The sequence below is a fragment of the Variovorax sp. CF313 genome, assembly GCF_000282635.1.
Taxonomy (GTDB): domain Bacteria; phylum Pseudomonadota; class Gammaproteobacteria; order Burkholderiales; family Burkholderiaceae_C; genus Variovorax.
The window spans coordinates 45,852-58,950 of sequence record NZ_AKIW01000100.1 but is presented as its reverse complement, the minus strand read 5'-3'; the positions used below and the strand labels follow the sequence as shown (position 1 = coordinate 58,950).

The window sequence follows — 13,099 nt, the reverse complement described above, 5'->3', positions numbered from 1 at the left end:
CCGGCTTTGCCGGGCCGCAGGTGTTGCCCCCTGCAAGGGGGTTGGCGAAGCGACACGAAGTGCGCGAAGACTGGGGGTGTACCCTATGCCGCTCGCAGGCCTTCCATGTCGCGGATGAGTTCGCTGGCGGAGATCGGGTCGAGCAGGTGCAGTGCCTCCGCATCCTGCATGTCGCCCCAGCCCGAGGGCTTGCCCACCTGCACCTGGCCCAGCTTCTGCTCGGGGTATTCGTCCACCATGCCGACGATGATGCCGGGGTCGAGGCTCAGCTCGATCACGCGGCTCGTGCCCAGCGGCTTGCTGAAGTACCAGATGCAGCCCGAGTCCTGCGCCTGGCCGCGCCGCCAGCCCTTGTTGGCCAGCCCCAGCACGCGGCCGGTGGGCACCTTGACGTCTTTCCAGCGCTCCAGCTTCAGGCTCTTCTTCTCCTCGTCGGACAGCGTGTAGACGTCGCGGCCGATCTGCGCGAAGGGCTGCAGCAGCTCGTAGTCGGCGAACACCTGGCCGAAGGCGGCGGCATCGGCGGCGGGCAGTTCCAGCGCGTGCGGCACGCCGATGCGGATGTTCTCGCCCACGGGCAGCTCGAACGGATCGTCTTCCGCCGTGGTGAAGCTGCCGTCTTCCGCCACGCGGAAGCAGGCCTGCAGCGTGCCGCCATAGCTGGCACCGTCTTCCACCGCGTACACGCCCCAGATCAGCCGCTGCACGATGTGGCGCACCAGCGGGTGCTCGACCAGGAAGGTGCGGAACACCTCGGGCGTCCAGCGGCGGCGCGCGCACATCGCCACCTCGAGGCGCAGCAACTGCTGGCTGGCGATGGTGCGCACGTCCTTCTTCAGCAGCTTGAAGCGCTCGACCGCTTCCTTGCCAAGTTCGGCGTCGTCGGTCTTCTTGGGCTTGGGCAGGTCGGGCAGGCGCGCGCCGTCGGTGCCGTCGGCGCCGGTCTCGCGCACATAAGGCTTGAGCGACTCGTCGAAGCCGACCTTGAAGGCGCGCGGACCGAAGTCCAGCAGCATCGTGCCCTGTTCGTCGAGGCCGAGGTCGGGCGCGAGCCGGTCCTCGAGTTCCTCGGTGCTGAGGCCGCGCGCCTCGGCGATGGCGTCGATCTTCTCGCGCGCCTTGTCCTGCAGGCCCTTGAACTTGACCTTCTGCGCGATGCCGTTGAGCAGCATCAGCGCGACGTCGCTGCCGATGGCGGCCAGCACGTCGAGCCCGGTCACGGCGCGCGCATGCGCGGCCTCGCCGGGCCAGGCGCGGATGAAGGGCGTGAGCTTGCGCGCGGTGTCGTCGTTGCCCAGCAGGCCGAGCGTGGTGAGTGCCCAGCCTTCCTTGCTGGGGCCGCCGGCTTCGAGCCAGGCGGTGAAGGCGTCCCAGGCGAACTCGGCCAGCGAGCCGGCATCGCAGGCGTCCTTGGCCACGGCGATGCCGCCGTAGATTTCCTCGTTGGTCGGAAAGGTCAGCATCTGGCCCAGATGGTCGAGCGCGTCGTCGGGCAGCGCCTTGCCGTTTCGCAGCACGGGCCGGCGCCAACCGCGCGGCTGCCAGAACTCGGGCAGCTTCGCGCGCCGGGTGGGAAAGCGGTCGAGCGGGCTTTCGTCGAGCACGGCGCGCAGCGCTTCCACCACTTCGGGCTTGCCGTAGCGGCCGGCCACGTCGAGCAGCAGTGCCTCGTGGCCGTTGGCCTGCAGCAGGCGCAGCGCCGAACCCGCGCAGTCGCGCGCCTCGCCGGCCTTGCCGAGCGCCGGCGCGATCAGGCCGGCTGCGCTGTGCTCGGGATACTTCAGCAGCCATTCGCGGCCTTCGGCGCGCAGCGTCTTGAGCTTGGCGAAGGCGCGCGCGGCCGGCGCGGCCAACTCGACGGCGCCGTAGTTCAGGGCGTACGAGAGGTTGTCGGTGGGCTTGGATCGCACCATGGCCACCAGGCCGGGCAGCACCGCGAGGCCGTGGGTGGCCAGGATCAGGCCGATGCCGTCGCTTTCGGCCTCGCCCGCGACGGCGTTCCAGAACGGCACGCCGATCGCCGCCGGCAGCAGCGTAACGAAGCTCGCGTGGAAGTTGAACCAGTAGTAGCGGTCCTTCTTGCGCTCGGCCACCATCTCGCGCCAGCTGGCGACCAGCGCGCCGGCGTCGCCGGCCGCAACGGCCGCGGCGGCGGCCTTGGCGAATGGCACAAGGCTGTGCCTGCCCTTGTCGAAGCCCAGTTCGTCGAGCAGCACGTCGACGCTCTTGCGCGCGGCGTCGTGGCGACCCGTTTGCCATGAATTCACGCGCTGCGCGCTCTCGCGCTTGCCTTCGCCCCATCGCTCCACCGGTGCCAATGCCAGCGGCTCCAGCACCAGCGTGCCGGCCGCCTTCTTCTGCACCTTGGCGAGCCAGGGCGGCGCGGCCAGCACGCCGGGCAGTTCGCTCGCATCGGCCACTTCGCTCGGGCCGGCCAGCAGCGCCAGTTGCCGGTCGATCATCGCCTGCGCGCCCGCATCGAGCCAGGGCCGCAGGGTGGGCAGGGCAGGGCCATGCGCGCGCAGCAGCCGCGTGAGTCCAGGCGTGACGAGGTTGGCGTCCTTGCCGCCGGCCGCGACGAGCCGCGACAGCGCGGGAATGGCCGCCATCGGCCAGCGGTCGACGGCCAGCGCCAGCCGCGCCAGCGCGCCCTTCGAACTGCCTGCCACGCGGGCCAGCGCCAGCACGGCTTCGGGCGTGCCGATGCAGGCCAGCGCGTCGCCCGCGTGGTCGTCCGCGGCGCCGCGCTCCAGCACCGGCACGGCATCCACGCCGCGCTCCTGCACCAGCGTGCTCGTCATGGAGCCGCTGCCCCAGAAGCCGCTCGAATAGCTCAGGCGGACCTTCGCGGCCAGCGCGATGGCGTCGGGGTCGGTGGCCGTCAGCAGCAGCCAGTGCATGGTCTCGGGCGTGTTCTTGTCGGCCGCCAGCGTGTGCACGAGCGCATTGGAGATTTCGGGGGCGTCGGGCAGCAGCATTGCCAGCGCGGGCTGGCGGGCCGGGTGAACCTTGGGAAGGCCGGCCTCGATGCGGTCGCGGCAGTCCTGCCAGACCTCGGGGGCGGCCAGTGACAGATGCGCGCGCAGCGCCTGTTCGCCCGTTCCCAGCGGACCGTAGTAGGAGCTGCCCATCTGGCGGGCGACGGCGGCGCAGAAGCTATACCGGCGCTTCTTCGTCGCCCGGTCGTAGGTGGACTGCACTTCGATCTGCTGGGCGGCCAGCAGGATGTCGATGGTGTCCGGCAGTCCGTACTGCTTGACGAGGTAGTGCACCACCACTTCGCCCATCTCGTTCGCGTTGTAGTTGCCGCCGGTGCCCAGCGCGAACGCCAGCAGCAGGGTGTCGGCCTCGGCGTCGGCCGCGGGGGTGGGCTGCGTGCCGCGGTCGATCACGCGCTGGGCAACCGCGCGCAAGGCCGCGTCGGTGGCGCTCGTGTCGACGTCGAGGTCGAGCTTGCGCCGCACAGGCAGCCAGGCTGCGGCGGGGCTCGGCGGTTCGTCGAAGGGCTTTGGCGGAAAGCGCCGCGAAGGGAAGGCTGCGCGCTGCATGTCGGGCGACAGCCGGATGGGCTTGCCGGCGGCGAGCCAGGGCGGCGCGTCGCCGTCCGCGGGCGGCAGTTCGGCGGCGGGCGCTGCCAGGGCCACGGACGACGCGGCCGATGCATTGGCGCCCAGCTCCTTGGCGATGGCCTGGGCGTTCTTGGCCGGCGTGCAGCTGGTGCCCCAGCCGTACAGCAGGCCCGTGGACTGAAGCCGCTTGAAGGCGAGCGCCGCACCTTGCTCGCTCACGCCATGCTGGCGCTTGAGCGTTGCGGTGGAGAGCGTGTCGCTGGAGGTCAGCGTGCCGGTCTCGATCTGAGCGCGCACGGTTTCGAACACGCGGTCGGCCTGGCTGTCGATGCCTTCGGTGGGGGCGGCAGCCTCTGCGCTCGCGGCGGCCTTCGCGGCGGGCGGGGCCGCAGTCTTTTCCGTTGCCGTCTCGGCCTTCGGCTTCGCCTCGGTCTTGCCGATGGCCGTGCCGGCGGCCACGCCCACTTCGGCGTAGCCCTTGCCCGTCTTCTCGGCCACCAGCTTGGTCAGCGCGGCGGCGGCCTTGGTGGCGTCGGCGAACGACTTGGTCTGGCTCTGGCCCGCGGTGCCGATGCGGCCCCAGCGGATGTTGAGTTCGGCGTCTACCTGCTCGACTTCCCAGAATTTGCTGGCGGTTCCCTCGATCAGTTCAAAGCGGCGCATGGAAAAAACATCCTCCTGTATGTTCGCCGCAGAGGATAAGGGGCCGGCGTGAAAGCTCGGCCCCGAGTAACGAGAAGATTTCGCTTCGCGCGTCGGTGGATACGAAAAAAATATTCACCTGCTTCGGGGTTGCCGATGGCGGCCCCGCAGCAGCGCCCGCCGGAGCGCCGCGCTCCGGAAGAAAAGATCAGACGAAGGGCCTGGCCTGCTGCTCCGCGCTGCCGGGCTCGGCGATGCGCCGGTGCTGCTCGGCCAGCCTGGGCGCCGGCATCACGCGCGACAGCGCCACCTGCATCTTGTTGCGCCATCCCGCGATCACGCCGCTTTCGTCGCGCATCATCGCCTCGAAGCCGGCCCGCGCCACCTCCGCCGGGTCGGCCTTGTCGCTCTGCTGGGCCACGCGCGTGTCGAGCATGTCGGCGCGCGCGAAGAAGTGGGTGTCGGTCACGCCCGGCATCAGGCAGGTGACCGAGACGCCGGTGCCCTTGAGCTCGTTGCGCAGGGCCATGGCGAACGAGTCGATGAAGGCCTTGCTGCCGTTGTAGACGGCCTGGAAGCTGCCCGGCTGGAACCCCGCGATCGACCCGGTGATCAAGATGCGCCCCTGCCCGGCCTCGCGCATGCCGCGGCCCACGCACTGCACGAGGTAGATGGTGCCGGTGATGTTGGTGTTGATGACGTGCTGCACGTCGTGGAAGTCCTGATCGAGGAAGCCGTGGCCCAGCCCGTGCCCGGCGTTGGCGAACAGTGCCGCGATCGGCCGGCCTTCGGTGGCGGCGAGCAGTGTGTCCACGCCGTCGCGGGTGGCGAAGTCGGCGCGCACCGCGGCCACATTGGCGCCGAGCACGCGCAGTTCGGTCTCGGCCTGTTCCAGCGGCTCGTCGGCACCGATCAACAGGTCGTGGCCGCGGCGCGCGGCCAGCAGCGCGAGCTGGAAGCCGATGCCGGACGAGGCGCCGGTCACCACGGCAAGGGGGCGGATGTCGTTGGGTTGCATGTCGGTCTCCTGATGAAGTGAATGAACCTTCTTGGACCACCCTAGGAACGCCGGCTTGCCGCACGCGTAGGAATCCGTCCCGACTGCCCGCCCGCCATGGCATGCGATTGCAGGCTTTTCCAGGGACAGCCGCTAGAACTCCGCCCCTTCGACCAGGAACCGCAGTCGCCGCACGCCCTGCCATTCGTCCGCATCGAGCCGGAACGCCAGCTTCACGCGCGGCGGCAGCGGCTCGGTGTGGCTGAACCAGATCGCGTCGATCGGCTGGCCCTGGTGCCTGAGTTTCAGCGACAGGTGCTTCTCGCCCACCAGCCGCTGCGACACCACCTCCACCTCTTCGCTGAAGGTCGGCGGCGCGAAGCCCTGGCCCCACACCTCGCGGTGCAGCGTGTCGACGAGGTCGATGCGCATGTACTCGCGCGAGATCGGTCCGTCGGTCTCGATCTGCCGCGTGAGCGCGGCTTCGGCCAGCCATTCGCCGGCGACCTGCGCGAAGCCTTTCTCGAAGGTCTCGAAGTGCTCGCGCGCGACCGTGCAGCCGGCCGCCATCGCATGGCCGCCGAAGCGCAGCAGCACGCCCGGATGGCGCTTGGCCACGAGGTCGAGCGCATCGCGCAGGTGGAAGCCCGGAATCGATCGGCCCGAGCCTTTCAGCTCCTGCTCCTTGCCGGGCGCGCCGCTGGCGGCGAAGACGAAGGTCGGGCGGTGGAAGCGGTCCTTGATGCGCGAGGCCACGATGCCCACCACGCCTTCGTGGAAGCCCGCGTCGAACACGCTGATGGCCGGCGGCGGCGCTTCGATGCCCTCGCCATCGGTGGCGAACAGCGACTCTGCCAGCAGCAGCGCCTGGTCGCGCATGCCGCCCTCGATGTCGCGCCGCTCGCGGTTGATGCCGTCGAGCATGCGCGCGAGTTCCTCGGCGCGGCCCGCGTCGTCGGTCAGCAGGCATTCGATGCCCAGCGTCATGTCGGCCAGCCGGCCGGCGGCATTGATGCGCGGGCCGAGTGCGAAGCCGAAGTCGAAGGTGGTGGCGACGCAGGCATTGCGGCCCGCGGCCTTGAACAAGGCGGCAACGCCCGCAGGCATCGCACCGGCGCGGATGCGGCGCAGGCCCTGTGCCACGAGGCGGCGGTTGTTGGCGTCGAGCTTCACCACGTCGGCCACGGTGCCGAGTGCGACCAGCGGCAGCAGCGCGTCGAGCTTCGGCTGGCTGGCCGTGTCAAACACGCGGCGCTTGCGCAGCTCCGAGCGCAGCGCGAGCAGCACATAGAACATCACGCCGACACCAGCAATGCTCTTGCTCTCGAATTCGCAGCCGGGCTGGTTCGGATTCACCAGCACGTCGGCCGACGGCAGCTCGGGGCCGGGCAGGTGGTGGTCGGTCACCAGCACCTGCAGGCCGCGCACCTTGGCGGCGGCCACGCCTTCGACGCTGGCGATGCCGTTGTCGACGGTGATCAGCATGTCGGCGCCGCTGTCGGCCACGCGCTCGGCGATGGGCGGCGTGAGCCCGTAGCCGTCGACCACGCGGTCGGGCACGAGGTAGCTCACGTGCTTCGCGCCCAGCAGGCGCAGGCCGCGCACGCCGACCGCGCAGGCGGTGGCGCCGTCGCAGTCGTAGTCGGCGACGATGCACAGGCGCTTGTCCTGCGCGATGGCGTCTGCCAGCAGCACCGCGGCCTCGTGCGTGCCGCGCAGCGTGTCGGGCGCCAGCAGGCGCGCGAGGCCGTCATCGAGTTCTTCCTTGGCACGCACGCCGCGGGCGGCGAACAGCCGCGCGAGCAGCGGGTGCACGCCGGCTTGCTCCAGCGCCCAGACGGTGCGTGGCGGGATCTCCCTGGCGATGATTTTCATAGCGACTCCAGCACGACCGATGCGCGCTTGCGGTCGAACAGGCTCCTGGCCCAGCCAGCCAGGCCGCGCGGCTGCACGGTGTAGCGCTGCGCCGCGCGGTCGCCGCACAGCGTGAGGGACACCTCGGCGCCACCCGTGTAGCCGGCCAGCAGCGAGGCGACCGGGCCTGCGTCCAGCGCATGCCAGGCGGCAGCCCAGCCCATGCCGTCGTCGCGCAGGGCGGTTTCGCGCAGTGCATCGCTCACTGCCGGCACGGCTGCGGGCGCAACCTCGTGCTTCAGTGCGCCGGTGCCGCTGAGCCAGAAGGAGTTGATCGGCGGCACGCCGCGCGCGGCGCGGTCGTCGTTCACGCGCTGGGTGTACAGCAGCATCTGCATTTCGTTCTGCAGCCGGCGCAGCGGCCGTGCCGAGTCGCCGAGCGGCGACCACTGCGAGATCGGGTAGCCTACTGCGCGGTCGAGGGAGGCAGTGGCCAGGCCGTCGAAGATGGGGGCGCGCGCCAGCCATCGGCCGGGTACGGGGGAGGGGTGCAGCGCGATGCCGTCTTCCTCGAAGAAGGGGCGCGCGGCTTGCAGCAGCGCGGCCGATTCGGCGGCGTCGATCTCGATGGCGGACGGATCGCCCAGCACCACGTCGTCGATGCCGACCTGCCAGTTGCACAGCGTGACGAGGCCCCAGCCTTCAGGGCCGTTGGGCGCGGCGATGCCCAGTTGCCGCGCTTCGAGCGCAGCCCAGGGAATGCAGCCGTCGGCCGCGGCGATGCCTGCTGCCCGGGCCAGCGCGCGTTCGTGCGGAGGCGAGCGAGTGCTTTCGTCCTGCGTGTCGGTATCGGTAAGCGTGAGCCGCGCCAGCAAGGTTTCGAGATTGGGGAGCCGCAAGGTGGGCAGCGCAGCGCGGCATGCAGGGGAACCGCGGCCGGCAAAGGGAATCAACAGGTGACGTGGGAGGGTTTCGGCCATCTCCCTATTGTCCGGGAAGCCCCAAGGGAATCCGGGATGCCACAATTCCGCCGATGACCTACCCCCTCGCTCCTCACTTCGTGTATTCGCTGCCCCCCGAGGGTGGGCAAATTCCCCTTGAGGCGGCTCGGCGGGGAATTTGATGCGACTTCCCTATGAACTGCAGCTCGGCTGGCGCTACACGCGCGCAGGCCGGGCGACGCGACGCAACGGCTTCATCTCCTTCATCTCCGGTGTCTCGATGCTCGGCATCGCGCTGGGCGTGGCGGCGCTGATCATTGTGCTCAGTGTGATGAACGGCTTCCAGAAGGAAGTGCGCGACCGCATGCTCGGCGTGGTGTCGCACATCGAGATCTTCTCGCGCGACGGCCAGGCGCTGCAGGGCCTCGACACGATCACGGCCGCTGCCCGCAAGAACCCCGAGGTGGTCGGCGCAGCGCCCTTCATCAACACGCAGGCGCTCATTGCGCGCGGCGAGGACATGAAGGGCACCATCGTGCGCGGCATCGATCCCAAGCTCGAGCCCGAAGTCACCGACATCAACGGCATCGCCTCCAAGGGCACCTTCGACAAGCTGGTGCCGGGCGAATTCGGCATCGTGCTCGGCGCGGAGCTGGCGCGTTCGCTCTTCGTGCAGCCGGGCGACCAGGTCACGCTGGTGGCGCCGGGCGGGCAGGTCACGCCGGCGGGCGTGGTGCCGCGCCTGAAGCAGTTCACCGTGGTCGGCACCTTCGACTCGGGCCACTACGAATACGACTCGGCGCTCGCCATGGTCCACGAGCAGGACGCTGCCAAGGTGTTCCGCCTAGAAGGGCCCACGGGCATCCGACTGAAGCTCAAGAACCTCAACGAGGCGCGCGACGTGGCCGACCAGCTGGCCGTGACGCTGCCGGGCGAGTTCCTCATCCGCGACTGGACGCGCCAGAACAAGACCTGGTTCGCGGCCGTGCAGGTCGAAAAACGCATGATGTTCATCATCCTCACGCTGATCGTGGCGGTGGCGGCCTTCAACCTGGTGTCCACGCTGGTGATGACCGTGACCGACAAGCGCGCCGACATCGCCATCCTGCGCACGCTGGGCAGCTCGCCGCGCAGCATCATGGGCATCTTCGTGGTGCAGGGCGCGATGGTGGGCGTGATCGGCACCGTGGCCGGCCTGCTGCTGGGCCTGGGCATCGCCTACAACATCGACGTGATCGTGCCCTTCCTGGAGCAGCTGTTCCATGCGAGCTTCCTGCCGAAGGACATCTACCTGATCAGCAAGATGCCGAGCGATCCGCAGCAAAGCGACATCGTGCCGATCGCGATCATTTCCCTGGTGCTGGCCTTCGTCGCCACGCTGTACCCGAGCTGGCGCGCCAGCCGCGTGAACCCGGCCGAGGCGCTGCGCTATGAGTGAACTGACCCCCACGCTCGGCACTGTCGTGACCTCGCTGCCCTCCGAGGGGGCCGCTATTGGCTTGGGGCGGTCCGGCGCCAACAGTGTCGTTCTGAAGGCCCGCGGCCTCACCAAGCGGTTCCACGAGGGCAGGCTGGACCTGACCGTGCTGCACGGCGTGGACCTCGACGTGCACGCCGGCGAAACACTGGCCATCGTCGGCGCATCGGGCTCCGGCAAGAGCACGCTGCTGCACCTGATGGGCGGGCTCGATGCGCCCACGACGGGCAAGGTCGAGCTGCTCGGCAAGGACATCGCGCACGCCGACGCGGCCGAGCAGGGGCGGCTGCGCAACCAGCACCTGGGCTTCGTCTACCAGTTCCATCACCTGCTGCCCGAGTTCAGCGCGCTCGACAACGTGGCCATGCCGCTGAAGATCCGCCGCGTGGAGCCGCATGCGGCCGCGCAGTCGGCGGCGAAGATTCTCGAAAGCGTGGGCCTGGGCCAGCGTTTGCATCACCGTCCAGCCGAGCTGTCGGGCGGAGAGCGCCAGCGCGTGGCGATCGCGCGTGCGCTGGTCACGCAGCCGGCCTGCGTGCTGGCCGACGAGCCCACCGGCAACCTCGACCGCAGCACGGCGGACACGGTGTTCGCGCTGATGCTCGACCTCGCGCACCGGCATCGCACGGCGTTCGTGATGGTCACGCACGACCAGGACCTGGCGAAGCGCTGCGATCGGGTGCTGCAGTTGGTGGCGGGGCGGCTGGCGGGGTGATTCGGGCCGGCCTGGCACGACCGGCTCAATCTCGCGAAACTGGGGGGGCGCCTGTCCGTCAGGACGGGCCGAAGTCCAAAACCACAGGAGCCTGTTTCATGCTGCCCATGTTCTCAATGGAATCCGAAGACGACACCAAGCCCGCGGCCACCGCCGAGCCGCGCAACTCCTACCTGGAGGAGAAGGCCTTCAAGTCGCGCACGCTGCTGATCTTCGGCACCGTCACAGACTCGGTGGCCGCCGACGTGACGCGCCGGCTCATTGCGCTCGATGCCGACAGCGCCGACAAGCCCATCGACATCCTCGTGAGTTCGCCCGGCGGGCACCTGGAGTCGGGCGATGCCATCCACGACATCGTGCGTTTCATCAGCGCGCCGGTGAACATGATCGGCACCGGCTGGGTCGGCAGCGCGGCCACGCACCTGTTCCTGGCCGCGCCGCGCGAGCGGCGCGTGTGCCTGCCCAACACGCGCTTCCTGATCCACCAGCCCAGCGGCGGCGCAGGCGGGCAGGCAACGGACATCGCGATCCAGGCGCAGGAAATCATCAAGGCCCGCCAGCGCATCGCGCACGAGATCGCGCGCGAAACCGGCAAGCCCATCGACGTGGTGCTGGCCGACATCGAGCGCGACCGCTGGCTGTCGGCCGCGGAGGCCGTGGAGTACGGCCTGGTCTCGCGCATCATCCAGCGCAAGACCGAGTTGAAGGGCTGAAGTCCTATTCCGCGTCCTCAGGCCTTCGGCTTGTAGGCCACCACGTCGATCTCGACCTTGGCGTCGACCATCAGCCGCGCCTCGGTGGTCGAGCGCGCCGGCTTGTTCTCGCCGAAGTAGCCCATGTAGATGCGGTTGAAGGCACCAAAGTCGCGCGCGTCCTGCAGCCAGACAGTGCTCTTGCACACATCGTCGAGCGTGGCGCCGGCCAGCGCGAGCACGGTCTTGAGGTTTTCCATCACCTGGCGCGTCTGCGCCTCGATGCCGCCCACCACGATCTCGCCATCCTTGTTCGCCGGCACCTGGCCCGACACGTAGATGAAGTCGCCGGCGCGCACGGCCGGGGAGAAGGGGCGGGCCTGGCGGTCGGACGCGACGGGCGGGGCGCCGAGGTATTCGAGGGGCATGGAGACTCCTGAAAGGTGAAGAGTAGTGAAGGAAGGAGAGCCGCGAGTATCGCGCTCAATCTGAAAATCTCTTTCAGAATAACCCTTGATCGAGGGTTAACACGGATGATTTGGCATGAATACTGCTTCAAAGTCCAGGCCGAAGAGAAATTTTCTTTCACAAACTCGCACGCCCCATGAAGGAGTTCCCCATGCCCCACGTCGGTCCTGTTGTCCAGCGCCTGCCCAAGCTGTCGAAGCGCAGCCTGCTGGGAGCTTCCCTGCTCGCGATGCTGTGCGCCGCGCTGCCCCATCAGCAGGTCCACGCCCAGGGCCCGCGCAACTTCGCCACGCTGGCGATGGTGGCCGAGCCGCAGACGCTCGACCCGATGGCCTCCACGGCCGACCTGGTCGGAACCATCATGCAGCACGTGTACGAGACGCTCTACACCTTCGACGCCAAGTGGAACGTGGTTCCGATGCTGGCCGAAGGCATGCCGAAGATCTCGGCCGACGGCAAGACCTACGCCATCACCCTGCGCAAGGGCGTGATGCTGCACAACGGGCGCGAACTCAACGCCGACGACGTGGTGGCCAGCCTGCAGCGCTGGATGGACCAGTCGCCGCGCGGCAAGGCCGTGGGCAAGGAGGTCGCCAGCCTCAAGGCCAAGGGCCCGCTGGCGGTCGAAGTCGTGCTGAAGGAGCCTTATGCACCGCTGCTGTCGCAGCTCGCGCTGCCCAGCGGCATGGCCGCGATCATGGCCAAGGATTCCATCGCCTCGCCGCTGAAGGACTTCGTCGGCACCGGCCCCTACAAGTTCAAGGAACGCCGCCCCGACCAGTTCGTGCTGCTCACGCGCTTCGACAAGTACAGCGCGCGCAAGGAACCGGCGAGTGGCTATGGCGGCAAGCGCGAAGCGGCGATCGAGGAACTGCGCTTCGTGCCCGTGCCCAACGCCAGCACGCGTGTCGAAGGCGCGCTGGCCGGCCAGTACGACTTTGCCGACCTGCTGCCGGTGGAAGCGCTGCCGCGCCTGGAGAAGTCGGGCGGCAAGACGGTGCCGATCATGACGCCGTCGTTCGGCTTCCCGTATCTCGTGCTCAACACCAAGGAAGGCGTGGCCGCCAGCCAGCCGGTGCGCCAGGCGATCCAGACCGCGCTCGGCGAAGGCGAGATGCTCGCGGCCGGCTTCGGCGACACGCGCTTCTTCGTGGCCGAAGGCAACCATTTCCCGAAGGGCTCGCCGTTCTATTCGGCGGCCGGTACCGACCAGTACAACCAGCGCAACGCCGCCAAGGCGAAGGAGGCCGCGGCCAAGGCCGGCTACAAGGGCGAGCCGATCCGCGTACTCACCAGCCGCCAGTACGACTTCCACTACAACATGGCGCTGCTGATGGCCGAGCAGCTCAAGCGTGCCGGCTTCAAGGTCGACCTGAACGTGGTCGACTGGGCCACGCTGGTGCAGCGCCGCAACGACCCCAAGCTGTGGGACATCTACGTCACACATTCGGGCCAGTTCCCCGAGCCGATGCTCTCGCCGCCGCAGCTCGGCGACGGCGCACCCGGCTGGTGGGACACGCCCGCCAAGAAGACGGCACTGCAGGCCTTCAACGTCGAGAGCGACCCTGCCAAGCGCGGCGCACTGTGGGGCAAGGTGCAGCAGGTGGTCTACGACGAGGTGCCGTACATCAATGTTGGCAAGTTCAACGGCCTGTCGGCAAAGAGCCCGGCGCTGGACAACTACCAGCCCGCGACCTGGCCGTTCTTCTGGAATGCCCGAATCAAGTAAGTAACGAGGCCGTTG

Annotated in this window: 9 protein-coding genes; 4 read left to right on the top strand and 5 right to left on the bottom strand. The window is 69.0% G+C overall.

Features of this window, described 5'->3' with window-relative positions:
• Nucleotides 1-83: 83 nt before the first annotated feature.
• The 4 genes from PMI12_RS23715 to PMI12_RS23700 all read right to left on the bottom strand — a co-directional run bounded on the left by PMI12_RS23715 (nt 84) and on the right by PMI12_RS23700 (nt 8,042).
• Nucleotides 84-4,232: a WGR and DUF4132 domain-containing protein gene (locus tag PMI12_RS23715; RefSeq protein WP_007837497.1), complete on the bottom strand. Its 4,149-nt coding sequence runs from the start codon at nt 4,230-4,232 to the stop codon at nt 84-86.
• Nucleotides 4,233-4,419: 187 nt separating this feature from the next.
• Nucleotides 4,420-5,229 (bottom strand): SDR family NAD(P)-dependent oxidoreductase, encoded by an 810-nt coding sequence (locus PMI12_RS23710; protein WP_007837496.1) that lies wholly within the window; start codon nt 5,227-5,229, stop codon nt 4,420-4,422.
• 132 nt (nt 5,230-5,361) lie between these two features.
• Complete coding sequence (gene recJ, locus PMI12_RS23705; protein WP_007837495.1) at nt 5,362-7,083, bottom strand: single-stranded-DNA-specific exonuclease RecJ; 1,722 nt, start codon at nt 7,081-7,083, stop codon at nt 5,362-5,364.
• Nucleotides 7,080-8,042, bottom strand: a complete 963-nt coding sequence (locus tag PMI12_RS23700; protein ID WP_007837494.1) for a hypothetical protein — start codon at nt 8,040-8,042, stop codon at nt 7,080-7,082. Before PMI12_RS23700 ends, recJ begins: the two co-directional genes overlap by 4 nt.
• 142 nt (nt 8,043-8,184) lie before the next feature.
• Between PMI12_RS23700 and PMI12_RS23695 the strand changes: the two genes are divergently transcribed.
• From PMI12_RS23695 to PMI12_RS23685, 3 genes are all read left to right on the top strand, one after another.
• Entirely contained in the window at nt 8,185-9,441 is a 1,257-nt protein-coding gene (locus tag PMI12_RS23695; protein WP_007837493.1) for a lipoprotein-releasing ABC transporter permease subunit, read from the top strand.
• Nucleotides 9,434-10,195, top strand: coding sequence for a lipoprotein-releasing ABC transporter ATP-binding protein LolD (gene lolD, locus PMI12_RS23690; protein WP_007837479.1), 762 nt, complete (start codon nt 9,434-9,436; stop codon nt 10,193-10,195). Before PMI12_RS23695 ends, lolD begins: the two co-directional genes overlap by 8 nt.
• Nucleotides 10,196-10,293: 98 nt before the next feature.
• Entirely contained in the window at nt 10,294-10,908 is a 615-nt protein-coding gene (locus PMI12_RS23685) for an ATP-dependent Clp protease proteolytic subunit (protein WP_007837476.1), read from the top strand.
• 17 nt (nt 10,909-10,925) lie between these two features.
• Here PMI12_RS23685 and PMI12_RS23680 read toward each other — a convergent pair whose 3' ends face one another.
• On the bottom strand, nt 10,926-11,315 hold the full coding sequence (locus PMI12_RS23680) for a RidA family protein (protein ID WP_007837475.1): 390 nt from the start codon (nt 11,313-11,315) through the stop codon (nt 10,926-10,928).
• 191 nt (nt 11,316-11,506) lie between these two features.
• Between PMI12_RS23680 and PMI12_RS23675 the strand changes: the two genes are divergently transcribed.
• Nucleotides 11,507-13,084 carry an ABC transporter substrate-binding protein gene (locus PMI12_RS23675; protein ID WP_007837474.1) on the top strand — a complete coding sequence of 526 codons (1,578 nt, stop codon included), beginning with the start codon at nt 11,507-11,509 and terminating at the stop codon, nt 13,082-13,084.
• The last annotated feature ends 15 nt before the right edge of the window (nt 13,085-13,099 follow it).

What these genes read in the sequence shown, in the direction of transcription:
- PMI12_RS23715 (WP_007837497.1), bottom strand. Translation starts at nt 4,232, where the DNA reads ATGCGCCGCTTTGAACTGATCGAGGGAACCGCCAGCAAATTCTGGGAA.
- PMI12_RS23710 (WP_007837496.1), bottom strand. Translation starts at nt 5,229, where the DNA reads ATGCAACCCAACGACATCCGCCCCCTTGCCGTGGTGACCGGCGCCTCG.
- recJ (WP_007837495.1), bottom strand. Translation starts at nt 7,083, where the DNA reads ATGAAAATCATCGCCAGGGAGATCCCGCCACGCACCGTCTGGGCGCTG.
- PMI12_RS23700 (WP_007837494.1), bottom strand. Translation starts at nt 8,042, where the DNA reads ATGGCCGAAACCCTCCCACGTCACCTGTTGATTCCCTTTGCCGGCCGC.
- PMI12_RS23695 (WP_007837493.1), top strand. Translation starts at nt 8,185, where the DNA reads ATGCGACTTCCCTATGAACTGCAGCTCGGCTGGCGCTACACGCGCGCA.
- lolD (WP_007837479.1), top strand. Translation starts at nt 9,434, where the DNA reads ATGAGTGAACTGACCCCCACGCTCGGCACTGTCGTGACCTCGCTGCCC.
- PMI12_RS23685 (WP_007837476.1), top strand. Translation starts at nt 10,294, where the DNA reads ATGCTGCCCATGTTCTCAATGGAATCCGAAGACGACACCAAGCCCGCG.
- PMI12_RS23680 (WP_007837475.1), bottom strand. Translation starts at nt 11,315, where the DNA reads ATGCCCCTCGAATACCTCGGCGCCCCGCCCGTCGCGTCCGACCGCCAG.
- PMI12_RS23675 (WP_007837474.1), top strand. Translation starts at nt 11,507, where the DNA reads ATGCCCCACGTCGGTCCTGTTGTCCAGCGCCTGCCCAAGCTGTCGAAG.